Raw genomic sequence first — 21,764 nt, 5'->3', positions numbered from 1 at the left:
GAGAATGGTTTTGGATAATTGCATTTTCTGTAAGATCGCCGCCGGCGAGATCCCGTCGAAGAAGGTCTACGAAGACGAGGACGTGATCGCCTTCCACGACATCAACCCGGCCGCGCCGGTGCACTTCCTGATCGTGCCGCGCAAGCACATCCCGACCTTGACCGAATGCGGCCCGGAAGACACCGTGCTGCTGGGCAAGATGGCGGCGCTGGCGCCCAAGCTGGCTGCCGAGCAGGGCTGCGGCTACCGGCTCGACGGCGACGGCAAGCCCAGCGGCGGCTTCAAGACGCTGTTCAACACCGGACCGGACGGTGGGCAGGAGGTGTACCATCTGCATATGCACGTGATCGGCGGCCCGCATCCGTGGCGCGTGAAGTTCGTGCAACAATGAGAAGTCCGTCCGGCGGACACAAGTCCGCCCAGCGGACGGGGACATTAGGGAACGTTTTTATACAGGGCAGGGATGTCCGCTTAGGAGAATAGAATGGGTTCGTTCAGTATCTGGCATTGGCTGATTGTTCTGGTGATCGTGATGGTGGTCTTCGGCACCAAGAAGCTCGGCAACATGGGTTCCGACCTGGGCAAGGCGGTCAAGGGTTTCAAGGACGGCGTCAAGGGCGAGGAAGAAAAGAAGGACCAGGCCATCGACGTGCAGGCCAAGGAAAAGGACAAGTCCGGCAGCTGATCGGCTGCGCCTGCCGACGGGAGCGCGGCGAGCCGTCTCCAGGTTCCGGCGCCCGTGGCCCTTCGCGGCGGGCGCCTTCCCCGCACATTGTCGTGCCAGCAACGCCTGGCCTAGCCCAGGTTCCAATGTCCACACAGACTCATGATTGATATAGGCCTTTCCAAGCTGGCCCTGATCGGCGTGGTCGCGCTGGTCGTGATCGGCCCCGAGCGCCTGCCCAAGGTGGCGCGCATGGCCGGCACCTTGTTCGGCCGCGCGCAGCGCTACATCAACGACGTCAAGTCCGAGGTCAGCCGCGAGATCGAGCTCGACGAGCTGCGCAAGATGCAAAAGGATGTCGAGCAGGCCGCCAGCGACGTGTCCGGCAGCATCCACAAGAGCATGTCCGATACCGAGGCCTCGATCAACGACGCCTGGAACGGCGGCGACTCGGCCTCCGCCGGCAGCGTCGAGAGCGGCGCCGAGTCCTGGAAGCGCACGCCCAATGCCGACTTGCTTTCGATCAAGGCCAAGGCCTTCCGCCGCAAGAAGCTGGCGCGCACCACCGCCGTGCCCTCCTGGTACAAGCACCAGAGCGGCCGCAAGACGCGCGTCATTTCGGCCTCGGCGCGGGTCGCGAAATATCGCCCGATCAGCGCCAGCAAGTCCGCCGGCTTCTTTTAATCCCGGCGCATCGCGTCTTTACCTGATACCCACGCAGCACATCCATGGCTGAAGAAAACAACCCCGCCGGCGCCGAAGATACCTTCATCTCGCACCTGATCGAACTGCGCAGCCGCATCGTCAAGGCTTCCGCCGTGGTGCTGGTGGTGTTCCTGTGCATGATGCCGTTCGCAGCCCACATCTTCGACGTGCTGGCCGCGCCGATGATCCAGGCGCTGCCCGCCGGCAGCAAGATGATCGCCACCGGCGTCATCACCCCGTTCCTGATCCCCATCAAGGTCACCATGATGGTGGCGGTGCTGATCTCGCTGCCGTGGGTGCTGTACCAGCTCTGGGCCTTCGTCGCGCCCGGCCTGTACGCGCATGAGAAGCGCCTGATCGCGCCGCTGGTGGTCTCCTCCTCGCTGCTGTTCGTCGCCGGCGTGGCGTTCTGCTACTTCTTCGTGTTCGGCGTGGTGTTCCCGTTCATCAACAACTTCGCGCCCAAGTCGGTGTCGGTGGCGCCGGACATCGACGCCTACGTCGATTTCGTGCTGACCATGTTCGTCGCCTTCGGCGTCACCTTCGAGGTCCCGGTGATCGTAATCGTGCTGGTGCGCATGGGCCTGGTGCCGCTGGCCAAGCTCAAGCAGATCCGTCCCTACGTGATCGTCGGCGCCTTCGTCATCGCCGCCGTGGTCACCCCGCCCGACATCATGAGCCAGCTGATGCTGGCGGTGCCGCTGGTGCTGCTGTACGAGGTGGGCCTGCTGGTCGCCCCGATCTTCGAGCGCGCCACGCGCGTGCCGGAGGAAGCCGGCTCGTCGTCGGCGGACTGAAGATCTTCCCGGCAATAAAAAACGCCACCCGGCGCAAACCGGGTGGCGTTTTTCATTGCGCGCTCCATCTGCCCGGGGCAAACAGGGCAGGGCGGCGGCGCTTATTCTTCCGGCGAGACCAGCGGGATCCCGCGCAGCCACTTCACCAGCGGATAGGCATCCTTGAACCCTTCCAGCACATCCCCGCCGAGATCGGCGGGAATCTTCTTCTTGATGCTGACGTCGGTCCAGACGATGAAGCTCTTCAACTTCACGTATTCGATGTTGGGACTGGCCGGATCGAAGCCCTTGGGCGGGCGCACCAGCTTGCCCTCTTCCTGCAGGTCGCCGTAGGTCTCGACCAGCTTCTTGGTCTTGCGCATCTTGTTGAAGCCGGCCGCGTCCTCGATCACGCGATTGCGGATGGCGCGCAGGCGATCCGGCGGCGGCAGGTATTCGCCGCCGGCAATCAACAGCTTGCCCTCGGCGTCGATGTGGAAGTAGTAGGCCGGACCGCCGCCCTGGCTGGGCTTCTTCAGGCCGCTGGCGGTGATGGCCGCGGAGAAGTGCGTCTTGTAGGGGCTCTTGTCGTGGGAGAAGCGCATGTCGCGGTTGATGCGGAACAGCGCCTTCTTCGGGTTGCAGCCGGCGATGGCCGGGTCGAACTTGCTGATCTCGGCGATCAGCTTGATGGTCAGCGCCAGGAACTCCTCGCGCAGGATGTCGTAGCGCGGCTTGTTCATCACGAACCAGGCGCGGTTGTTGTTTTCGGTCAGTTCGCCCAGGAACTGGATCAGGTCGCGCACGTGCATCTTGTTTCGGTCTCCTCATGAGGGGCGCCTGCAGGTTCGCAGGCGCCAGCGGGCATTCTAGCCGCTCTTACTCTTCGTCGCTGTCGTCGCTCCTGGGCGGCGGCGGACGCTTGCCCACGGTAATGTTCAGCTTGGTCTCCTGCGACTTGCGCAGCACCGTCATGGCGATGTTCTGGCCGGGGCTGAGCTGGGCGATGACGTTGAGCATTTCCGTGGTGTCGGCCACCTGCTTGCCTTCGATGCTCACCAGGATATCGCCCGGCTTCATGCCCGCGCGGTCGGCCGGGCCGCCCTTGAGGACACCGGCGATGATGGCGCCGGTCTTCTTGCCCAGGCCGAAGCTCTCGGCCAGTTCGGGCGTGATGTCCTGCGGCTCGACGCCGATCCAGCCGCGCACCACCTGGCCGTTGCTGATGATGGCTTCCATCACGGTCTTGGCGGTCGACATCGGGATGGCGAAGCCAATGCCCAGGTTGCCGCCGGTGCGCGAATAGATCGCGGTATTGATGCCCAGCAGGTTGCCGTTGGTGTCCACCAGCGCGCCTCCCGAGTTGCCGGGGTTGATGGCGGCGTCGGTCTGGATGAAGTTCTCGAAGGTGTTGATGCCCAGGTGGTTGCGGCCCAGCGCCGAGACGATCCCCATGGTGACCGTCTGGCCCACGCCGAACGGGTTGCCGATGGCCAGCACCACGTCGCCCACCGAGCTGTTCTCGGGATGCCCCAGCGTGATGGCCGGCAGGTTGGGCAGGTCGATCTTGATCACCGCCAGGTCGGTCTCCGGGTCGATGCCGACCACCTTGGCGCTGGCCTTGCGGCCGTCGGCCAGGGCCACCTCGATCTCGTCGGCGGCTTCCACCACGTGGTTGTTGGTGAGGATGTAGCCCTGCGGGCTGACGATCACGCCCGAGCCCAGGCTCGATTGTTTGTCATCCTGCTGCTGCTCGTCGAACTGGTCGCCGAAGAACTTGCGGAAGAAGGGATCGTTCTGGAACGGACTCTTCTGCGGGCGCGCCTCGGTGGTGGTGAAGATGTTCACCACCGACGGCATCGCCTGGCGCGCGGCGTGGCGATAGGAGTTCAGTGCGGGCGCGTCCGGCGTTGCCTCCTGCATCTGTACGGTGGATTGCGCGGGCCTTGCGCGCGAGCTGAAGCCGCCGGACATCCAGTCGGGCTTCAAGGTCGCTACAATGAACCACAACGCCAAGCCAACCGTCACGGTTTGGGCGAACAACAGCCATAAACGTCGCATATAAAGTTTTGAGATCAGTATTGAATCGATGAGGAAGAAATGACCCGGCAGATTACCAGAGACGAGTTCGCGGCCTATCTCGGACAGACACTTAACGCCGCGCAATACCGCGATTATTGCCCAAACGGCCTGCAGGTGGAAGGGCGCGCCCGGATCGGGCGCGTGGTCAGCGGCGTCACCGCCAGCCTGGCGTTGATCGAAGCCGCGCTCGACCTCAAGGCCGACGCCATCCTGGTCCACCATGGTTACTTCTGGCGCGGGGAGGATATGCGAGTCATCGGCACCAGGCAGCGCCGCCTGAAGCTGCTCTTGTCCAACGACATCAACCTGTTCGCCTACCACCTGCCGCTGGATGCGCATGCGCAGCTGGGCAACAACGCGCAACTGGCGCGCCAGCTCGACCTCACCGCCAGCGGTCGCTTCGGCGACGATGAGCTGGGCTGGATCGGCCGCTGCAATTCGCCCGCGGTGAAGACCGCCGCCGACCTGGCGGCGCTGATCGAGAAACGCCTGGGCCGCATGCCGCTGTTGATCGGCGATCCGCAGCAGCCGGTCGGCAATGTGGCCTGGTGCACCGGCGCCGCGCAAGGCATGCTGGGCGACGCCATTGCCGCCGGCGCATCGGCCTACATCAGCGGCGAGATTTCCGAACCTACTGTGCACCTGGCGCGCGAGACCGGCACCATCTACATCGCCGCCGGGCACCACGCCACCGAGCGCTATGGCGTGCAGGCGCTGGGCGCGCATGCGGCCGAGCATTTCGGCATCGAGCACCAGTTCATCGACATCGACAACCCGGTGTGAGACAGCCGAAGCGAGCCGCCCCCGGAAAAAAGCCCGCTCTCGCGGGCTTTTTTGGGGCGGCGCCGGCCTTACTTCTTCAGCGCGTCGCGGATCTCGCGCAGCAGCAGCACGTCTTCGGGCGGCGCGGCAGGGACGGCCGGCGCGGCTTCTTCCTGCTTGATGGCGAGGTCGCGCGCCTTGTTGATCGCACGCACCATCTGAAAGATGATGAAGGCCAGGATCAGGAAGTTGATCAGGATGGTGAGGAAATTGCCGTAGGCGAAGACCGCGCCGGCCTTCTTGGCCTCGGCCAGCGGCAGGCCGTAGGCCTGGCCGTTCAGGGGCAGGTAGTAGTTGGCGAAGTCGAGGCCGCCGAAGATCTTGCCGACGATGGGCATGATGATGTCCTCGACCAGCGAGCCCACGATCTTGCCGAACGCGCCGCCGATGATCACACCGACGGCCAGGTCGATGACGTTGCCCTTGATGGCGAAGGCGCGAAAGTCTTTGAGCATGCTCATCCTTGGTTTCTCCTTTGAAAGTTGCTGTTTGTTCATGAGGCGGTCTTACAACGGGTTATAGCCTGCCGCGAAAGAAAAGTAAATTGGACATTCACCGACGCCGCAGTGCAGGAAAACCGGCAACAAGGTCAGATTGACAATAGGTTGCGCTGCGTCAAATCGATTTTCCCCGCAGCCGCTACCATTGCGCCCGTTAGCTACAAAACCCTATTCAGCTTATATATAATCGAAAAGTTGCATGAGGGTCACTTAGAAGGTCCACGCTAACTTACATTTGGAGATTGGGGTCTTTATGACTGACGAGAATCAGGTCGACGCGAGTCGACGAGGTTTGCTTGTTGCGACTTGTGCAGCCGGCGGCGTAGCGGGTTTGGCCACCGCCGGAGCGTTCGTATCCACCTTGCAGCCATCAGAGCGTGCCAAGGCTGCGGGCGCACCGGTCGAAGTAGACATTTCGTCGTTGACCCCGGGTGAAATGCGCACCGTGGAGTGGCGCGGCAAGCCAGTGTGGATTCTCAAGCGCACGCCTGAAATGCTGGAGTCGCTCAAGAAGACCGACGGCCAGGTTGCCGACCCCAGCTCCAAGCGCACCGACTTCTCCGAGACTCCCGATTACGCCCTGAACGAATGGCGTTCCATCCGCAAGGACATCCTGGTGGTGGTGGGCATCTGCCCGCACCTGGGCTGCTCCCCCAGCACGCGCTTCCAGACCGGCGCCCAGCCCTCGCTGCCGGACGACTGGAACGGCGGTTTCCTCTGCCCCTGCCACGGCTCCACGTTCGACCTGGCCGGACGGGTCTACAAGAACAAGCCGGCCCCAGACAACCTCCAGGTGCCGCGTTACATGTTCGAAGGCGACAATAAACTTGTCATCGGCAAGGACGAGAAAGGGGAGGCCTGAGCATGGGAGCTTTTCACGAAAAGAAATCGCCTGAGGGCGCGCCGCTCTCCGTCAAGGCACTCAACTGGGTCGATTCCCGTTTCCCCCTGACCTCCACCTGGAAAGCCCACCTTTCCGAGTACTACGCCCCCAAGAATTTCAACTTCTGGTACGCCTTCGGATCGCTGGCGCTGCTGGTGCTGGTGATCCAGATCGTCACCGGCATTTTCCTGGTGATGCACTACAAGCCGGACGCCAACCTGGCCTTCGCCTCCGTCGAGTACATCATGCGCGATGTGCCCTGGGGCTGGCTGGTGCGCTACATGCACTCCACCGGCGCCTCGGCCTTCTTCATCGTGGTCTACCTGCACATGGTGCGCGGCCTGCTCTACGGCTCGTACCGCAAGCCGCGCGAGCTGGTATGGCTGTTCGGCGTGGGCATCTTCCTGTGCCTGATGGGCGAAGCCTTCTTCGGCTACCTGCTGCCGTGGGGCCAGATGTCGTACTGGGGCGCGCAGGTGATCGTCAACCTGTTCGGCGCGGTGCCCTTCATCGGTCCCGACCTGTCGCTGTGGATCCGCGGCGACTACGTCGTCTCCGACGCCACGCTGAACCGCTTCTTCTCGTTCCACGTGATCGCCATTCCGCTGGTGCTGATCGGCCTGGTGGCGGCGCACATCATCGCGCTGCACGAAGTCGGCTCGAACAACCCCGACGGCGTCGAGATCAAGGAAACCACCGACGAGAACGGCGTGCCGCTGGATGGCGTGCCCTTCCACCCGTACTACTCGGTGCATGACATCTTCGCCGTGGCGGTGTTCCTGATCGTGTTCTCGGCGGTGGTGTTCTTCGCTCCCGAGATGGGCGGCTACTTCCTGGAGTACAACAACTTCATCCCGGCCGATTCGCTCAAGACGCCGCCGCACATCGCCCCGGTCTGGTACTTCACGCCGTTCTACTCGATCCTGCGCGCGACCACGGCCGACTTCATGGGCTGGCTGATCGCCGCCGTGGCGGCCTACGTGGCGCTGCTGGTGTTCAAGTCGCGCCTGACGGGCGCCCTCAAGATCGCCGCCATCGTGATCGGCCTGGCCATCATCGGCGGCATGCTGGTGTTCGACGCCAAGTTCTGGGGCGTGGTGCTGATGGGCCTGTCGGTGGTGATCCTCGGCGGCCTGCCGTGGCTGGACCAGTCGCAGGTCAAGTCGATCCGCTATCGTCCGAGCTGGCACAAGTATGTGTATCTCGTCTTCGGCATTGCCTTCGTTGCGCTGGGCTATCTGGGCGTGCAGCCGCCGACCGCCATCGGTACCACCGTGGCGCAGGTCTGCAGCTTCATCTACCTGGGCTTCTTCCTGCTGATGCCCTGGTGGAGCGCCGCCGGCACCTTCAAACAGGTGCCCGACCGCGTGACCTTCCATCCGCACTAAGCCAGCCGCCAAAGGACAAGAACATGACATTGCTGAAGAAAGTGATCGCGACGCTGGCGCTGCTGCCCGCGCTGGCCTTGGCCAACGAGGGCGGTTTCCCGCTGGACCATGCGCCCGACCGCACCAAGGATGTTTCCGCGTTGCAAAACGGCGCCAAGCTGTTCGTCAACTATTGCCTGAATTGCCACGCGGCCTCATCGATGCGCTACAACCGCCTGCGCGACATCGGCCTGTCGGAAGAGCAGATCAAGGGCAACCTGTTGTTTACAGAGGGGAAAGTCGGCGATCTGATGAAGATTTCGATGTCGCCGGCCGACGCCAAGGCCTGGTTCGGCGCCGCTCCGCCGGATCTTTCGGTGATCGCCCGGGCCAAGGCGTCGGAGGCCGGATCGGGCCCGGACTGGATTTATACCTACCTGCGCAGTTATTATAAGGACGACAGCCGCCCCACCGGCTGGAACAACATGCTGTTCCCCAACGTCGGCATGCCGCACGTGTTGTGGGAATTGCAAGGAATCCGGACTCCCAAGTACGTTGAGGAGAAAGATCCTCACGAAGAGGGCAAAACTATCCACAAATTCACAGGATTTGAGCAGATCAAGCCGGGCAAGATGAGCGCGATCGACTATGATAACGCCGTCGCCGATTTGGTCGGCTACCTGGAATGGATGGCCGAGCCCGCGCAGAACACGCGCAAACGGCTGGGCGTCTGGGTGCTGTTGTTCCTGGGCATCTTCCTGGTCCTGACGTGGCGTTTAAACGCCTCCTATTGGAAAAACGTCAAGTAAAAAAGTAAAATCTCGTATCCGCGCTGTTTCGGCGGAATTGCGTACCCGGGGTGAGCGTTATGCGTCTCGCCCCCCTTTTGTTTTTAGGGCTCTGAAAAAATGATGGTTCTTTACTCGGGCACGACCTGCCCATTCTCGCAACGCTGCCGCCTTGTCCTGTTCGAAAAGGGCATGGATTTCGAGATCCGCGACGTTGACCTGTTCAACAAGCCGGAAGACATTTCCGTCATGAACCCGTATGGCCAGGTGCCCATCCTGGTCGAGCGCGACCTGGTGCTGTACGAATCCAACATCATCAACGAGTACATCGACGAGCGCTTCCCGCATCCGCAACTGATGCCGGCCGACCCGCTGATGCGCGCCCGCGCCCGCCTGATGCTGTTCAACTTCGAGAAGGAACTGTTCGTCCACGTGCATACGCTGGAAAACGAAAAGTCCAAGGCCGCCGAAAAGAACCAGGAGAAGGCCCGCAATGAAATCCGCGACCGCCTGACCCAGCTGGCCCCGCTGTTCCTGAAGAACAAGTACATGCTGGGCGACGAGTTCTCCATGCTGGACGTGGCCCTGGCCCCGCTGCTGTGGCGCCTCGATCACTACGGCATCGAGCTGTCCAAGACCGCGGCGCCGCTGATGAAGTACGCCGAACGCATCTTCTCGCGTCCGGCCTACATCGAAGCGCTGACCCCGTCGGAAAAGGTCATGCGCCGTTAAGCCGCATCCGCCGCGCCTCCTGTCCGATCGGGCGGGGCGCGCGGCAGCAGTCCGAGTTGTCCAGTTCTTTTGCAGTTCCACCCCGGCGCAGCCGGCACAGATGCGGGCCCCGCCCGGCATCGCAACCACATCTGTCATGCCTGAAGTTTCCACCAAGCCCTACCTGCTGCGCGCCATCTACGAATGGTGCACCGACAACGGCTATACGCCCCACATCGCCGTGGTGGTCGACAGCGGCACCCGGGTGCCGATGCAGTTCGTCAAGAACGGCGAGATCGTCCTCAACATCAGCTTTGAAGCCACCAGCGGCCTGAAGATGGAGAACGACACCATCAGCTTCTCCGCGCGCTTCGGCGGCGTCTCCCGCGACATCCTGATCCCGGTCGAGAACGTGATCGCGATCTACGCCCGCGAGAACGGCCAGGGCATGGCCTTCGAAGCCCCCAATCCAGCCACCGCGCCGGCCGCCGCCGAGCAGCCGGAAGACAGCGCGCCGGTGCTGTCCTCGGTGCCCGTCTCAGAGCCTGAAAAGAAGGGCAACGATGGCCAGGACAATGGCGGCGACGATCCGGAACCGCCAAAAAAAGGCGGCCGTCCTGTACTGACCCGTATCAAGTAGGCTATAATCGCCGGCTGTAGTTTTTGCTGGCTTAGCTCATCTGGTAGAGCACCTGACTTGTAATCAGGGGGTGGCGGGTTCAAGTCCTGCAGCCAGCACCAGGTTTCAAGAAAACGGCCCACAGTAATGTGGGCCGTTTTTTTTGCCCTTGGCGCATGTCGCGTCGAAGAAAATCATTGGCCCCGCAGGTCCGCGCGCGCTGTCAGGGGGCAATCGGAGTGCCCGTCGCAATCCTGCGGAGTGTGTGTTTTTGCTGACAAGTCGTCAGTCCTTCCTTGTTCGAAAACTATTGTAAATATAGAATAATAACGATTCTCATTGTTATTTGAGTGTGTTGGCACGTGCTTCATCGCATGTGCCGCCGCGCCAGATGCCCTTGAGGCGGGAGAGCAGTAAAAGAAATGGCAGGGATCCAGGGCATGCCGTCCGCAGCAGGCAAGCCATCGGGTCACCGGCCGGAAATACATCCAGCGAGTGCATCCAGGGGCGTCTCATGCGTGACCTGTTGCCCAGCCAGGCAATCAGGTGAGAAGCAGCCCTCTGGATGCACGCAGCGCCCTGCCACGCCAGGCAGGCGCACATCGAATTCAGACGCCAGCGCCGGGACCATCTCCCCGGCCATACACCTCCATGTAGATCCATGCCGTGGCGCATCCGCGCCTGCGGAGGGCGCGTGCGCGTCCTCAATTCTTCATTCCCGAGCCGCATCAAGTTGGCGACAAGACCAATCAGGTCCTGCATGCGCAGGCCGCAAGCCCCCAATCGCTCTTACTGAACAGGAATGACATGAAGCAAACTCGAATCGACCCGCGCGCAGCCATACCCGCGCCACGCCAGATGGCGCGCGCCTTGCGCTGCGCCTGCGCGGCCATGGCCTTGTCCACGTTGGGCGCGGGCAGCGCCTGGGCGCAGCAGGCACAATCAGGCCAGGACGGCGCCGCCGAGGCGCTGCCTGAGGTCAAGGTGGTGTCGGACCGGATCGGCGCCAGCGAGGGGACGGGGTCGTACATCGTCAACAGCGTCAATACCGGCACCCGCCTGAACCTCACGCCGCGTGAAACGCCGCAGTCGATCTCGGTGGTCACGCGCCAGCAGATGGACGACCGCAACATCCAGTCGATCGAAGACCTGGTCAATGTGGTGCCCGGCCTGAGCCTGAGCCGCGGCGCCACCGAGCGCGGCAGCATCTACTCGCGCGGCTTCGCCATCAACATGTACACCATGGACGGCCTGCCGTTCTCGGCCGATGGCGACACGCTGGGCTTCAACACCCTGGCCATGTACGACCGCGTCGAAGTGCTGCGCGGCTCGGCCGGCATGATGATCGGCGCGGGCAATCCTTCCGGTGTGATCAACCTGGTGCGCAAGCGTCCCACCCGCGAGACGCAGGTCTCGATCACCGGCAGCGCCGGCCGCTGGAACAACTTCCGCGGCGAGATCGACGCCAGCGGCGCGCTCAACGAAGCCAAGACGGTGCGCGGCCGCGCCGTGGTGGCGAGTTCGGATGCCGACACCTTCATCACCAATTACCGCCAGAAGCGCAACCTGGTCTACGCCACGGTGGACGCCGACCTCACGCGCGACTCGACCCTGAGCGTGGGCTTCAGCTACAACAAGGAAGAGAACCTGGGATCGAGCTGGTACGGCCTGCCGACGGCCCGCAACGGCAGCTTCCTGAACATGGACCGCTCGGTCAACAACGCGCCGGACTGGGCCTACTGGAACAAGACCAACACGCGGGTGTTCACCGAGCTGGAGACGCGCTTCGACAACAGCTGGAAAGTGAAGCTGGCGGCGCAGGCGATGAAAGATGAGCTGGACTCGCTGCTCACCGGCATCGCGCGCGGCGCCGGCGACACCAACTTTGCCCTGACCCCGGCCAACATCTTCAAGTACGATCGGAGCCAGCTGGGCCTGGATGCGCAGGCTACCGGCCCCTTCGGCCTGTTCGGCCAGAAGCATGAACTGGTGGTCGGCGCGTCCTATCGCAGCCGCATCACGCAGGATGCCGGCTACAACGATCCCACCTACAACTACGCCTTCAACCTGCCGACCTGGAACACGGCCTCCGCGCCTTATCCCAATGTCAACAACTACTACTACGCATCGGTGACGCGGGTGAAGCAGAGCAGCCTCTACGGCACCTCGCGCTTGAAGCTGGCCGATCCCCTGGCGCTGCTGCTGGGCGCGCGTGCGGACTGGTACGACACCGAATCGGTGAACCCGCGCGCCGTCACCAATGCGGTCACCAACAAGTACAAGATCAACAGCGAAATCACCCCCTACGCGGCGCTGGTGGTCGACCTCAACAAGACCTACTCGGTCTACGGCAGCTGGACCAGCGTCTTCACTCCGCAAACCAGCGTGGATGCGACGGGCAAGGTGCTGCCTGCCGTGACCGGCTCGAACACCGAAGTGGGGATCAAGGGCGAATTGCTGGATGGCGCCCTGAACGTGAGCGCAGCCGTCTTCCAGATGAAGCAGACCAACCTGGCGCAGTCGCTGCCGGTGGGTTCCTGCTCGCCCGGGCTGACCTCGTGCTCGGTGGCGGCGGGCGAGGTGCAGAACCGCGGCTATGAACTGCAGGCGGTGGGCGCGCTGACGTCCTCGTGGCAGGTCAGCGGCGGTTATACCTACAATGCCGCACGCTACACGGCGCAGTCCGGCGCGAACTTGCCGGGCGCGCGCTTCGCCACCGACCGTCCGGCGCGCACGCTGCGCCTGTCGACCATGTACCGTTTGCCGGGCGAGCTGAACCGCTGGCGCATCGGCGGCGCGGCGCGCTCCCAGAGCGAGATGTACCGCACCGCCAATGCGATCCGCCAGGGCGGCTACACGCTGTTCGACCTCTTGGGCGGCTTCCAGGTCAACAAGAACCTGGACCTGCGCTTCTCGGTGACCAACCTGTTCGACAAGGTCTACTACCAGACCATCGGTTCCACTGCCGACAGCGCGAGCGCCTTCGGCGAACCGCGCAATTTCAACGTGACGGCGAAATACACCTTCTGATCGGCAGGTGGAAGACAGCGGGAATGATCGGCGCCGGCGCCGGTTTCAAGGGAGCGGCCCACAGCGATGTGGGCCGTTTTTTTCTCGTGCGCCGGTCTGCGTTGCCGCGCCCTTCATGGCTCCAGCAGGGCCGGCCCGTTTGCCTCGATCAGGCGCAGCGCGCTCTCCCGCGAATCCTGCGCGGCGCCATTCATCCTGAACACGCGCACCGCCTGCGACAGCCGGCCGGCCTGGTCGCGCATGGATTGCGCCGCGGCTGCCGCCTGTTCCACCAGCGCCGCATTCTGCTGGGTAGTGCCGTCCATTTGCGTGACTGCGCGATTGATCTCCTCGATGCCGGCGCGCTGCTCGATGCTGGCTTCGGATATCTCGGCGACGATGCCGCTGACCCTGCCCACGCTGTCGACCACCTCATCGATGGTGGCGCCCGCGCGTGCAACCAGCGCGCTGCCGTCGGCCACCTTGGCCGCCGAGCTGTCGATCAACTGCTTGATTTCCCTGGCCGCCGCCGCCGAGCGCTGCGCCAGGGTACGCACCTCCGCCGCCACCACGGCGAAGCCGCGTCCCTGCTCGCCGGCGCGCGCCGCCTCCACCGCGGCATTCAAGGCCAGGATGTTGGTCTGGAAGGCAATGCCGTCGATCACGCTGATGATGTCCACGATCTGGCCGGAGGATGCGTTGATGTCGCTCATCGTGCTGACCACCTGGCGCATCGCTTCGCCGCCGCGGCGTGCAATGTCGGCGGCAGAGGCGGCGAGCCGGTTGGCCTCCTGGGCATGGTCGGAATTCTGCTTGACGGTGGAGGTCAGCTGTTCGATGGCCGAGGCGGTCTCCTCCAGCGAGCCGGCCTGCTGTTCGGTGCGCGCGGACAGGTCGAGGTTGCCGTTGGCGATCTCGGTCGAGGTGGCGGCGATGGCGTCGGTGCTCATGCGCACCTCGCCGACGATCCGGCGCAGGCTGTCGTTCATGTGGCCCAGCGCGGTCATGAGCTGGCCGGCCTCATCGCTCGCACCGGATTCGATGCTGGCGCCGAGGTCGCCATCGGCCACGCTGCGCGCCACCTTGACCGCTTCACCCAGCGGCCGCACGATGGAGCGGGTCAGCAGCAAGCCCAGCGCCACCGACGCCAGCAGGGCGATTGCCGAAAACAGCAGCACCATCCGGATCGCCATTTCCCCTTCGGCGAATGCCTTGTCGCCGGCCATGCGCAATTGCTGGTCCTGCACCGTGACGAAACTGTTGGCGGTCTCCAGGAAGGCGCTTTGCGGACCCATCAGGCCGCGCAGCACGGCGTGGGCGGCATCGTCGGCCCGGCCTGCGCGCGACAGCGCCACGACCTCCTGCACCGCGTCGTCGAACTTGTGCTCGGCATCCTGCAGGCCCTTGGCGCGCTTGCGGCCGACTTCGGTGAACTGGGCGGCGTCGATCTTGTTGATTGCATCCCGCGTCTTGCGGATGGATTGCTCCAGCGCCGCGAAATGCGGCTGGTTCAGTTCCGGGCGGCCGGTGTCGATCACGATCGCGCGCACCAGCCTGATCTGCTCATCGAGCGCTTCCTTCACCTCGAATGCCAAACGCACTTTGAGGTAACGCTCGTTCATCAATTGGTCGATCGCTTCGTTGATGTTGCCGATCTTGACCACCGAGGTCAGCGCGACCGCCGCCAGCAGCAGCGCCACGATGCCGAAGGCGATGCCCAGTCGCATTCCTACTTTCGTTTTTCTTATGAGTCCAAAAATCCCCATGATGCCGTTCTCTCCCTTAGCTTCGTTACGCATACGAGCGAAGCTATTTACCGGCAATGTGGCTGGCGGACAAGGCCCACGGCGGCAGATGGAAGGCCGGCCGCAGGCGCGGGCGAATTCGCGGGAATCAACGCGCAAGGGCGTTTGCGGGATGTTTCATCCCACCTGGATTGGAATTTGGCTTAACTAATATCAATACTGTTTTCAGTATTTTTTATGCGCGGCTTGCACCGCCTTGCGCCGGCAATTGCAGAAATGATATTGAAACCGGCTGCCGCGAAAATGAAACGCGCGAACGCCGGCGTCAATGGCAGATCGTTCCCTTGCCCAGGCTTTTGGCGCGGTACATTTGCTCGTCCGCTTCCTTGATGAGATCGGCGGGCTCCTTGTTCGCGCCGACCTCCTGGATCGCGATGCCGATGCTCGCGCCCACGCCAGCGCTGCCGGCATCGCCGGGCAGCGGTACCGGCTGTGAGATCGCGGCGATCAGTTTCTCGCCGCGCACCCGGGCGTGCTCCAGCGTGCCGTTGGGGCCCTCCAGCAGCACCACGAACTCGTCGCCGGCCAGGCGGAAGACGTGGTCGGTCAGGCGGATGTTGTCGCGGATGCGGGTCGCCACGGCTTGCAGCAACAGGTCGCCGGCGTCGTGGCCGTGCACGTCGTTGACCTTCTTGAAGCCGTCCAGGTCGATGAACAGCAGGCACAGCGGATTGAGATTGCGCCGCGACCGCTCCTGCGCCAGCGGCAGCATGTCGGTGAGCGCGCGGCGGTTCATCAGGCCGGTCAATGCGTCGTGCCGGATTTCATAGTCGCGCCGGGCCTCGTTCTGCTTGCGCTCGGAAATGTCGTGCAGGAACATGATCGAGATGCGCTGCTCATTGATCATCAGCGTGCGCATGCGCACCTCCACCGCCAGCTCGCTGCGGTCCTTGCGGCGCGCGACCAGATCGGAGCGCCGCACCACCACGGACCTCATGCCGTCGATCAGGTAAGTCCGCCAATGTCGTCCATGGGGGCCGTCCAGTCCGTCCGGGATCAGCAGGTTCTCCACCGGCTTGCCCAGCGCCTCGGTGGCCAGCCAGCCGAAGATCACCTCGGCTTCGCGGTTCCAGGCGGTCACGCAGCCGGCGCCGTCGAGGCTGATGTAGGCGTCGCTGGCGTTCTCCAGCACCGCGCTCAGCTCGGTCTCGCGCCGGCGCAGTTCTGCCGTGCGCTCGACCACTTTCTGCTCCAGCTGCTGATGCATGGCGGCCAGGCCCAGCTGGGCCTTCTTTTCGGCATCGATGTCCTGGACTACCGCGATGAGGTATTCGAGCTGCCCGGCCCGATCCAGCTTCTTGCTGACCGTGAGATTGATCCAGATCTGCCGGCCATCCTTGCGGATATAGCGCTTTTCAAGCTGGTATTGCGGGATCTCGTCGTCGACCAGGCGCCGCAGCAATTGCAGGTCGGTGTTGAGGTCGTCGGGATGGGTGATCTGCTGGAAGCTCAGCGGCAACAGTTCGGATTCGCTGTAGCCGACGATGCCGCACAGCGCATCGTTCACGCGCAGCCAGCCGCCGTCGGGCCTGACCAGGGCGATGCCGACCTTGGCCAGCTCGAACACCGAGCGGAAGCGCGCCTCGTTGTCTTCCAGCTTGGCGTCGGTGCGCGCCAGTTGGTCATGGGTGTCGAGCAGGCCTTCCAGCAGCTGGATTTCCTTGGTGACGATGGAGGCCAGGTCGTGCAGCACGTCCAGCTCTTCCGGCTTGAGCGTCTTGGGTTTGGAGTCGATCACGCATAGCGTGCCGATCGGCAGCCCCTGCGTGCCCCGGATGGGCACGCCGGCGTAGAAGCGTATATTGGGATCGTGCAGCACCAGCGGGTTGCTGCTGAAGCGCTTATCGTTGGTGGCGTCGGGCACGACCAGGCTGTCCGCTTCCATGATGGTGTGTGCGCAAAACGCATCCTCGCGCGGCGTCTGGCTCACCTCGAGCCCCACCTTGGACTTGAACCACTGGCGATTCTCATCCACCAGCGACACCAGCGAGATCGGGACGTCCAGCAGCTTGCTGGCCAGCCGCGTGACGCGGTCGAAGGCGGGATCCGGGGCAGTGTCAAGAAGCCCCAGGGAGCGGAGGAAAGCCAGGCGTTTTTTTTCTTCAACCGGATAGGGAATCGACATTGTTTCCTCTGATGGGGTTGTGCCGGTTCGCAGGCGATGTAAAGAGATTAACCGGTTTTGTCCTCGCTCGCAAAACGCCGCGCGGGCAAAAAAAAGCCCGTCCTTGGACGGGCTTGCCGGGCGTGGAACGATGCTGCCGTCATGCTGGCCGCAACGCTCAGGCCACCAGCCGTTCCGAGAAGTGCGCCATCTGCTCGGCCGGCACCAGCAGCGGCACGAAGGAGGCGCCGTTCTTGGCCAGCCAATAAGGCAGGTGGGGGCCGGCGTCGAAACCATAGGCGGCGCCCTCGATCTGCCAGAACTTGGGCACGGCCAAGGCCGGGCGCACTTCGGTCTTGAGGTGATCCAGGCCGGCCAGGCGGCGCGCGCAGGGCTCGAACTGGGCCAGCGCCTCGCGCTTGCCGGAAGGGGCGAAGCCGGAGGTGGCAAACCATTCCAGGACCTTGCGTGGGCTGGCACGCAGCGTGGCCCAGTCGTTGCCGGCGCCATCGCGGCGCACGATCATGCGGCTGCCTTTGTTGATATACAGCTCGACCATGCCGGCAGCGGCGGCGGGAACGGGAACGCATACTTTGGCAAAGGGCATCATCAGAAATTCTCCGTCGCAAGATTTGTTGATTCGACAACTGATGGGCGCAGTCTACGCGCCTGACTCTGCCTTGCCGATCGGGGAATTCCTGAAAATACGCTGCCTCCGGGCAATTTCTCATATTTAGGGAATTCTCTGATGTTGCCGTGCGCGCCGCACGTGTAAAACGTTACTGTCGGCTCAAGAGCCGGCGGCCTTTGAAAAGTTTGACAGGATGCACAGCATGAACCTCCCCAGCATTGTGATGATCGATTCCAGTACCGAAGCCACCGAGATGGTGCGTTTCGCGCTGTGGAGGAACAACCTGCGCTGCTCGTTCCAGGTCTATCCTGATGCCGCCACCGCCCGCCGCTGCCTGCTGCAGCAGCGCCGCCGCAGCAGCGACGGCCCGGCTCCGGCGCTGATCCTGCTGGAGTCCGACCTCGATTACACCGACGGCCTGGACGTGCTGCGCGAGCTGCGCGCCAACGAGCACATGGCCGCGGTGCCGGTGGTGGTGTTCCCATCGTATGACATGGAAGGCGAACAGGCGGCCCTGGCCGCCGGCGCCACCGAATACATGCCCAAGCCGATCGACGCCGAGCTGTATGCGCGTTGCATCGCCGAGTTCTACCAGCGCTGGTGCCAGTCGCCGGCCACACCCTCGGCGCGGCCCGCATGGCAGGCGCCCTCCGGCATGCGCCACGCGCGCCGCCGCGGCGACTGGATGCGCTCGTCGGAGAAGTGAGGCGCGGCGCTCTCGCGCGCTCGGCAAGCCAATAAAAAAGGGCCGCAAGGCCCTTTGTTTTTTTCTGCGGGAGGCGCGTGCGGCCTAACGGCGCGTCTTGATCTTCGGCGTGGGCAGCGCGGTCTTGTACTTGATCTGCTTGAGCGCGAAGCTGGAGCGGATGTTCTTGATGCCAGGGATCTTGGTCAGGTGGTCGACGATGAAGTGCTCCAGCGTCAGCAGGTCGGGCACCACGATGCGCAGCAGGTAATCCTCGTCGCCGGTCATCAGGTAGACTTCCATCACTTCATCGAAGGCGCTCACCGCCGTTTCGAACTGGGCCAGCGCCTCCGCGCCCTGGCGCTCCAGGATCACCTTGACGAACACGTTGACCTTCAGCCCCAGCAGGTGCGGATCGGCCAGCGCCACGTAGCGCGAAATGATGCCTTCCGATTCCAGCCGCTTCACGCGCGCCAGGGTAGGCGAGGGCGAGAGATTGATGCGGCTGGCAAGCTCCAGATTGCTGATCGAGCTGTTCTCCTGAAGGATGTTCAGGATTCGCAAATCGGTGGTATCTAGTTCCATTATTGAAATTTAATTCTGTAAGTTTCAAATTTTCAGCATTCAGTGCTGAATATTGTAAAACAACTTCTCATTTTCAGTGACTCATGCCGGTGCATCAGGCGTATCGTTATCCGATCACCAAGAAGAACGACCGCAAAGGCGTCGGGTGCGAGGAGACCAATGGCGCGGCAGGTGTTTTACCGGCTTTTCGTCTCTTTGCATAGAACTGATTGCGCGCGGCGGCGTCATTTTCCCATGAGCCCGGCGCAAGCGGTTTCCGGCCCTGGCACAACAAGGAGATCAGGAAGTGGATATGTCGTCAGCCAATGGTATTGCCCGCGATATCGATATCGACGCCCAGGAAACCCAGGAGTGGCTGGAGGCGCTGCAAAGCGTGCTGGCGGAAGCCGGCCCCGAGCGCACGCGCTTCCTGCTGTCGCGCCTGTCGGCTGCGGCCCAGCAGTGGGGCATCAACTGGCGCGATGCGCGCAACACGCCCTACGTCAACACCATCCGTCCCGAGCAGGAGCCGCCATTCCCCGGCGGTTCCGATGCCCAGGCGATCGAGGAGCGCATCGCCAGCATCATGCGCTGGAACGCGCTGGCCATGGTGGTGCGCGCCAACCGCGCCTACGGCGAACTGGGCGGGCACATCGCCAGCTTCGCCTCGGCTGCCGACCTGTTCGAAGTCGGCTTCAATCATTTCTTCCGCGCCCGCGACGACAAGTTCGCCGGCGATGTCGTCTACTTCCAGCCGCACTCGGCGCCCGGCATCTACGCCCGCGCCTTCCTTGAAGGCGCGCTCTCCGAGGAAGACCTCGGCTATTACCGCCGCGAGATCGAGGCCAAGCGCGCCGGCCAGCAAGGCCTGTCGTCCTATCCCCACCCCTGGCTGATGCCGGAGTTCTGGCAGTTCCCGACCGGCTCGATGGGGATAGGCCCGATCAACGCCATCTACCAGGCGCGCTTCCTGCGCTACATGGAACACCGCGGCCTGCTGCAGGACCAGGGTCGCAAGGTATGGGGCGTGTTCGGCGACGGCGAGATGGACGAACCCGAGTCGCTGGCGGCCCTGTCGCTGGCCTCGCGCGAGAAGCTGGACAACCTGATCTTCGTGGTCAACTGCAACCTGCAACGCCTGGACGGCCCGGTGCGCGGCAACGGCCACATCGTCGACGAGCTGGAGACGCTGTTCGCCGGCGCCGGCTGGAACGTCATCAAGCTGCTGTGGGGTTCCGACTGGGACGGCCTGTTCGCTCGCGACAAGGACGGCGAGCTGGTCGATGCGCTCAACCGCACCGTGGACGGCCAGCTGCAGACCTTCGCCGCCAACGACGGCGCCTTCAACCGCGAGCATTTCTTCGGGCAGACTCCCGGCACGCGCGCCATCGGCGCCACGCTGACCGACGAGGAGATCAACCGCCTGCGTCGCGGCGGCCACGACATGAAGAAGATCTTCTCGGCCTACCAGGCGGCCGCCGCCCACAAGGGCCAGCCCACCGTGATCCTGGCGCAGACCAAGAAGGGCTATGGCATGGGCGCGGCCGGCGAGGGCAAGATGACCACGCACCAGCAGAAGAAGCTGGACGAAGAGAGCCTGCTGCAATTCCGCGACCGCTTCAAGTTGCCGCTGACCGACGAGCAATGCCGCTCGCTGGCCTTCTACAAGCCGGCTGACGACAGCGCCGAGATGAAGCACCTGCACGCCCGCCGCGCCGCCCTGGGCGGCTACCTGCCGCGCCGCCAGGCCGGCGCCGCCAGGCGCGCGGTGCCGGCCATGGAGGCGCACAGCAAGTTCGCGCTGGAGGCCGACGGCAAGGAAATGTCGTCCACCATGGCGCTGGTGCGCCAGCTCGGCAACCTGTTGAAGGACAAGGATTTCGGCCAGTACGTGGTGCCCATCGTGGCCGACGAGGCACGCACCTTCGGCATGGCCAACCTGTTCCGCCAGGTCGGCATCTATTCTTCCCAGGGCCAGCTCTACGAGCCGGAAGACATCGGCTCCATCCTGTATTACCGCGAGGCCAGGGACGGCCAGATCCTGGAAGAGGGCATCACCGAAGCCGGCGCCATCTCCTCCTGGACCGCCGCCGCCACCGCCTACTCCGTGCACGGCACGCCGATGCTGCCGTTCTACATCTACTACTCGATGTTCGGCTTCCAGCGCATCGGCGACCTGATCTGGGCCGCGGCCGACCAGCGCGCGCGCGGCTTCCTGATCGGCGCCACGTCGGGGCGCACCACGCTGGGCGGCGAGGGCTTGCAGCACCAGGACGGCAACAGCCTGGTGACCGCCGCCTCGATTCCGAACTGCGTCTCGTATGACCCGGCCTACGCCTACGAGCTGGCCGTGATCATCGACGACGGCATGCGCCGCATGATGGAACGCGGCGACGACGTGTTCTACTACGTCACCGTCACCAACGAGAACGAGGCCCAGCCCAGCATGCCGGCCGGCGTCGCCGAGGGCATCCTGCGCGGCATGTATTGCCTGGGCAGGAAGGCGGGCGCGCAGGCGCGCCTGCTGGCGTCCGGCCCTATCCTCAAGGAAGCCCTGGCGGCAGCCGAGCTGCTGCGCCGTCACTGGCAGGTCGAGGCCGAGGTCTGGAGCGTCACCAGCTATACCGAGCTGGCGCGCGACGGCGTGGCTGCGCAGCGCGATCATCGCCTGTGCGGCGCCGACGTCCAGCCGTACGTGACGCAACAGCTGCAAGACAGCGCCGCGCCGGTGATCGCGGTGAGCGATTACATCCGCGCGCTGCCGGAAAGCATCCGCGCCTTCGTGCCGGGCACTTACGTGACGCTGGGCACAGACGGCTTCGGCCGCAGCGATACGCGCGTGAACCTGCGCGACTTCTTCGAGATCGACGCGCGCTGGATCGCCTATACCGCGCTGACCGAGGTGTTCGCCGGCGACCGCGCCAAGCTGGCGGCGGCCGCGCTGACGCTGGGCATCGACACCGCCCAGCCGCTCTCGACCACGGTGTGAACGCGCCCGCGCATGCATGAATGCCGGCGCGCGGATTGAAAATCTCTCATCGAAGCCGGC

20 protein-coding genes and 1 tRNA gene are annotated in these 21,764 nt (G+C 63.8%); 14 read left to right on the top strand and 7 right to left on the bottom strand.

The window, feature by feature from the left end:
• Positions 1–10 precede the first annotated feature (10 nt).
• The 4 genes from Herbaro_RS18715 (at position 11) to tatC (ending at position 2,166) form a co-directional block, all read left to right on the top strand.
• Positions 11–391, top strand: coding sequence for a histidine triad nucleotide-binding protein (locus Herbaro_RS18715; protein WP_275011112.1), 381 nt, complete (start codon positions 11–13; stop codon positions 389–391).
• Between the two features lie 93 nt (positions 392–484).
• The gene (gene tatA / locus Herbaro_RS18710; RefSeq protein WP_275011111.1) at positions 485–685 is read left to right on the top strand and encodes a Sec-independent protein translocase subunit TatA; all 201 of its coding nucleotides are present in this window, start codon (positions 485–487) and stop codon (positions 683–685) included.
• A 141-nt stretch (positions 686–826) separates the two neighbouring features.
• Entirely contained in the window at positions 827–1,348 is a 522-nt protein-coding gene (tatB, locus tag Herbaro_RS18705; RefSeq protein WP_275011110.1) for a Sec-independent protein translocase protein TatB, read from the top strand.
• A 44-nt stretch (positions 1,349–1,392) separates the two neighbouring features.
• On the top strand, positions 1,393–2,166 hold the full coding sequence (tatC, locus tag Herbaro_RS18700; protein WP_275011109.1) for a twin-arginine translocase subunit TatC: 774 nt from the start codon (positions 1,393–1,395) through the stop codon (positions 2,164–2,166).
• A gap of 101 nt (positions 2,167–2,267) precedes the next feature.
• Here tatC and Herbaro_RS18695 read toward each other — a convergent pair whose 3' ends face one another.
• Together Herbaro_RS18695 and Herbaro_RS18690 are read right to left on the bottom strand one after the other, a co-directional pair.
• Positions 2,268–2,957: a DUF2461 domain-containing protein gene (locus Herbaro_RS18695; protein ID WP_275011108.1), complete on the bottom strand. Its 690-nt coding sequence runs from the start codon at positions 2,955–2,957 to the stop codon at positions 2,268–2,270.
• A gap of 67 nt (positions 2,958–3,024) precedes the next feature.
• Complete coding sequence (locus Herbaro_RS18690; RefSeq protein WP_275011107.1) at positions 3,025–4,206, bottom strand: Do family serine endopeptidase; 1,182 nt, start codon at positions 4,204–4,206, stop codon at positions 3,025–3,027.
• Between the two features lie 51 nt (positions 4,207–4,257).
• Here Herbaro_RS18690 and Herbaro_RS18685 point away from each other — a divergent pair, with 51 nt between their 5' ends.
• Positions 4,258–5,010, top strand: a complete 753-nt coding sequence (locus tag Herbaro_RS18685) for a Nif3-like dinuclear metal center hexameric protein (protein ID WP_446719340.1) — start codon at positions 4,258–4,260, stop codon at positions 5,008–5,010.
• 68 nt (positions 5,011–5,078) lie between these two features.
• Here Herbaro_RS18685 and mscL read toward each other — a convergent pair whose 3' ends face one another.
• Positions 5,079–5,510 (bottom strand): large conductance mechanosensitive channel protein MscL, encoded by a 432-nt coding sequence (gene mscL, locus Herbaro_RS18680; RefSeq protein WP_275011105.1) that lies wholly within the window; start codon positions 5,508–5,510, stop codon positions 5,079–5,081.
• Positions 5,511–5,802: 292 nt separating this feature from the next.
• Between mscL and petA the strand changes: the two genes are divergently transcribed.
• The 7 genes from petA to Herbaro_RS18645 all read left to right on the top strand — a co-directional run bounded on the left by petA (position 5,803) and on the right by Herbaro_RS18645 (position 12,947).
• Positions 5,803–6,411, top strand: a complete 609-nt coding sequence (petA, locus tag Herbaro_RS18675) for a ubiquinol-cytochrome c reductase iron-sulfur subunit (RefSeq protein WP_275011104.1) — start codon at positions 5,803–5,805, stop codon at positions 6,409–6,411.
• 2 nt (positions 6,412–6,413) lie between these two features.
• Positions 6,414–7,820 carry a cytochrome b gene (locus Herbaro_RS18670; RefSeq protein WP_275011103.1) on the top strand — a complete coding sequence of 469 codons (1,407 nt, stop codon included), beginning with the start codon at positions 6,414–6,416 and terminating at the stop codon, positions 7,818–7,820.
• Positions 7,821–7,843: 23 nt separating this feature from the next.
• Positions 7,844–8,608, top strand: coding sequence for a cytochrome c1 (locus Herbaro_RS18665; protein WP_275011102.1), 765 nt, complete (start codon positions 7,844–7,846; stop codon positions 8,606–8,608).
• A 99-nt stretch (positions 8,609–8,707) separates the two neighbouring features.
• On the top strand, positions 8,708–9,319 hold the full coding sequence (locus Herbaro_RS18660) for a glutathione S-transferase N-terminal domain-containing protein (RefSeq protein ID WP_006461591.1): 612 nt from the start codon (positions 8,708–8,710) through the stop codon (positions 9,317–9,319).
• 136 nt (positions 9,320–9,455) lie between these two features.
• Positions 9,456–9,938: a ClpXP protease specificity-enhancing factor gene (locus tag Herbaro_RS18655; protein ID WP_275011101.1), complete on the top strand. Its 483-nt coding sequence runs from the start codon at positions 9,456–9,458 to the stop codon at positions 9,936–9,938.
• 25 nt (positions 9,939–9,963) lie between these two features.
• Positions 9,964–10,039: transfer RNA gene (locus Herbaro_RS18650), tRNA-Thr, on the top strand.
• A gap of 685 nt (positions 10,040–10,724) precedes the next feature.
• A complete protein-coding gene (locus Herbaro_RS18645) occupies positions 10,725–12,947 on the top strand; it encodes a TonB-dependent siderophore receptor (RefSeq protein WP_275011100.1) in 2,223 nt (740 codons plus the stop codon).
• Positions 12,948–13,060: 113 nt separating this feature from the next.
• On the opposite strand, the gene Herbaro_RS18640 is transcribed toward Herbaro_RS18645, so the two are convergent.
• The 3 genes from Herbaro_RS18640 to Herbaro_RS18630 form a co-directional block, all read right to left on the bottom strand.
• On the bottom strand, positions 13,061–14,653 hold the full coding sequence (locus Herbaro_RS18640) for a methyl-accepting chemotaxis protein (protein WP_275011099.1): 1,593 nt from the start codon (positions 14,651–14,653) through the stop codon (positions 13,061–13,063).
• A 343-nt stretch (positions 14,654–14,996) separates the two neighbouring features.
• Positions 14,997–16,856: a PAS domain S-box protein gene (locus Herbaro_RS18635; protein WP_275011098.1), complete on the bottom strand. Its 1,860-nt coding sequence runs from the start codon at positions 16,854–16,856 to the stop codon at positions 14,997–14,999.
• A gap of 157 nt (positions 16,857–17,013) precedes the next feature.
• Entirely contained in the window at positions 17,014–17,445 is a 432-nt protein-coding gene (locus Herbaro_RS18630) for a hypothetical protein (RefSeq protein WP_275011097.1), read from the bottom strand.
• Positions 17,446–17,668: 223 nt separating this feature from the next.
• Here Herbaro_RS18630 and Herbaro_RS18625 point away from each other — a divergent pair, with 223 nt between their 5' ends.
• Positions 17,669–18,172, top strand: coding sequence for a response regulator (locus tag Herbaro_RS18625; protein ID WP_275011096.1), 504 nt, complete (start codon positions 17,669–17,671; stop codon positions 18,170–18,172).
• A gap of 84 nt (positions 18,173–18,256) precedes the next feature.
• Here Herbaro_RS18625 and Herbaro_RS18620 read toward each other — a convergent pair whose 3' ends face one another.
• The gene (locus Herbaro_RS18620; protein ID WP_013235910.1) at positions 18,257–18,736 is read right to left on the bottom strand and encodes an Lrp/AsnC family transcriptional regulator; all 480 of its coding nucleotides are present in this window, start codon (positions 18,734–18,736) and stop codon (positions 18,257–18,259) included.
• Between the two features lie 292 nt (positions 18,737–19,028).
• On the opposite strand from Herbaro_RS18620, the gene mdeB reads away from it, so the two are divergent.
• Entirely contained in the window at positions 19,029–21,704 is a 2,676-nt protein-coding gene (mdeB, locus tag Herbaro_RS18615) for an alpha-ketoglutarate dehydrogenase (RefSeq protein WP_275011095.1), read from the top strand.
• Positions 21,705–21,764 lie beyond the last annotated feature (60 nt).

Origin of the sequence: Herbaspirillum sp. WKF16 (assembly GCF_028993615.1) — a bacterium.
Lineage (GTDB): Bacteria > Pseudomonadota > Gammaproteobacteria > Burkholderiales > Burkholderiaceae_D > Herbaspirillum.
Note: the sequence above shows the minus strand (reverse complement) of the source record. Positions and strands in the feature narration are given on the sequence as shown.

Bases quoted from the DNA above. Each gene is read 5' to 3' on its own strand.
- tatA (WP_275011111.1), top strand. From the start codon at position 485: ATGGGTTCGTTCAGTATCTGGCATTGGCTGATTGTTCTGGTGATCGTG.
- tatB (WP_275011110.1), top strand. From the start codon at position 827: ATGATTGATATAGGCCTTTCCAAGCTGGCCCTGATCGGCGTGGTCGCG.
- tatC (WP_275011109.1), top strand. From the start codon at position 1,393: ATGGCTGAAGAAAACAACCCCGCCGGCGCCGAAGATACCTTCATCTCG.
- Herbaro_RS18695 (WP_275011108.1), bottom strand. From the start codon at position 2,957: ATGCACGTGCGCGACCTGATCCAGTTCCTGGGCGAACTGACCGAAAAC.
- Herbaro_RS18690 (WP_275011107.1), bottom strand. From the start codon at position 4,206: ATGCGACGTTTATGGCTGTTGTTCGCCCAAACCGTGACGGTTGGCTTG.
- mscL (WP_275011105.1), bottom strand. From the start codon at position 5,510: ATGAGCATGCTCAAAGACTTTCGCGCCTTCGCCATCAAGGGCAACGTC.
- petA (WP_275011104.1), top strand. From the start codon at position 5,803: ATGACTGACGAGAATCAGGTCGACGCGAGTCGACGAGGTTTGCTTGTT.
- Herbaro_RS18670 (WP_275011103.1), top strand. From the start codon at position 6,414: ATGGGAGCTTTTCACGAAAAGAAATCGCCTGAGGGCGCGCCGCTCTCC.
- Herbaro_RS18665 (WP_275011102.1), top strand. From the start codon at position 7,844: ATGACATTGCTGAAGAAAGTGATCGCGACGCTGGCGCTGCTGCCCGCG.
- Herbaro_RS18660 (WP_006461591.1), top strand. From the start codon at position 8,708: ATGATGGTTCTTTACTCGGGCACGACCTGCCCATTCTCGCAACGCTGC.
- Herbaro_RS18655 (WP_275011101.1), top strand. From the start codon at position 9,456: ATGCCTGAAGTTTCCACCAAGCCCTACCTGCTGCGCGCCATCTACGAA.
- Herbaro_RS18645 (WP_275011100.1), top strand. From the start codon at position 10,725: ATGAAGCAAACTCGAATCGACCCGCGCGCAGCCATACCCGCGCCACGC.
- Herbaro_RS18640 (WP_275011099.1), bottom strand. From the start codon at position 14,653: ATGCGACTGGGCATCGCCTTCGGCATCGTGGCGCTGCTGCTGGCGGCG.
- Herbaro_RS18635 (WP_275011098.1), bottom strand. From the start codon at position 16,856: ATGTCGATTCCCTATCCGGTTGAAGAAAAAAAACGCCTGGCTTTCCTC.
- Herbaro_RS18630 (WP_275011097.1), bottom strand. From the start codon at position 17,445: ATGATGCCCTTTGCCAAAGTATGCGTTCCCGTTCCCGCCGCCGCTGCC.
- Herbaro_RS18625 (WP_275011096.1), top strand. From the start codon at position 17,669: ATGAACCTCCCCAGCATTGTGATGATCGATTCCAGTACCGAAGCCACC.
- Herbaro_RS18620 (WP_013235910.1), bottom strand. From the start codon at position 18,736: ATGGAACTAGATACCACCGATTTGCGAATCCTGAACATCCTTCAGGAG.
- mdeB (WP_275011095.1), top strand. From the start codon at position 19,029: ATGTCGTCAGCCAATGGTATTGCCCGCGATATCGATATCGACGCCCAG.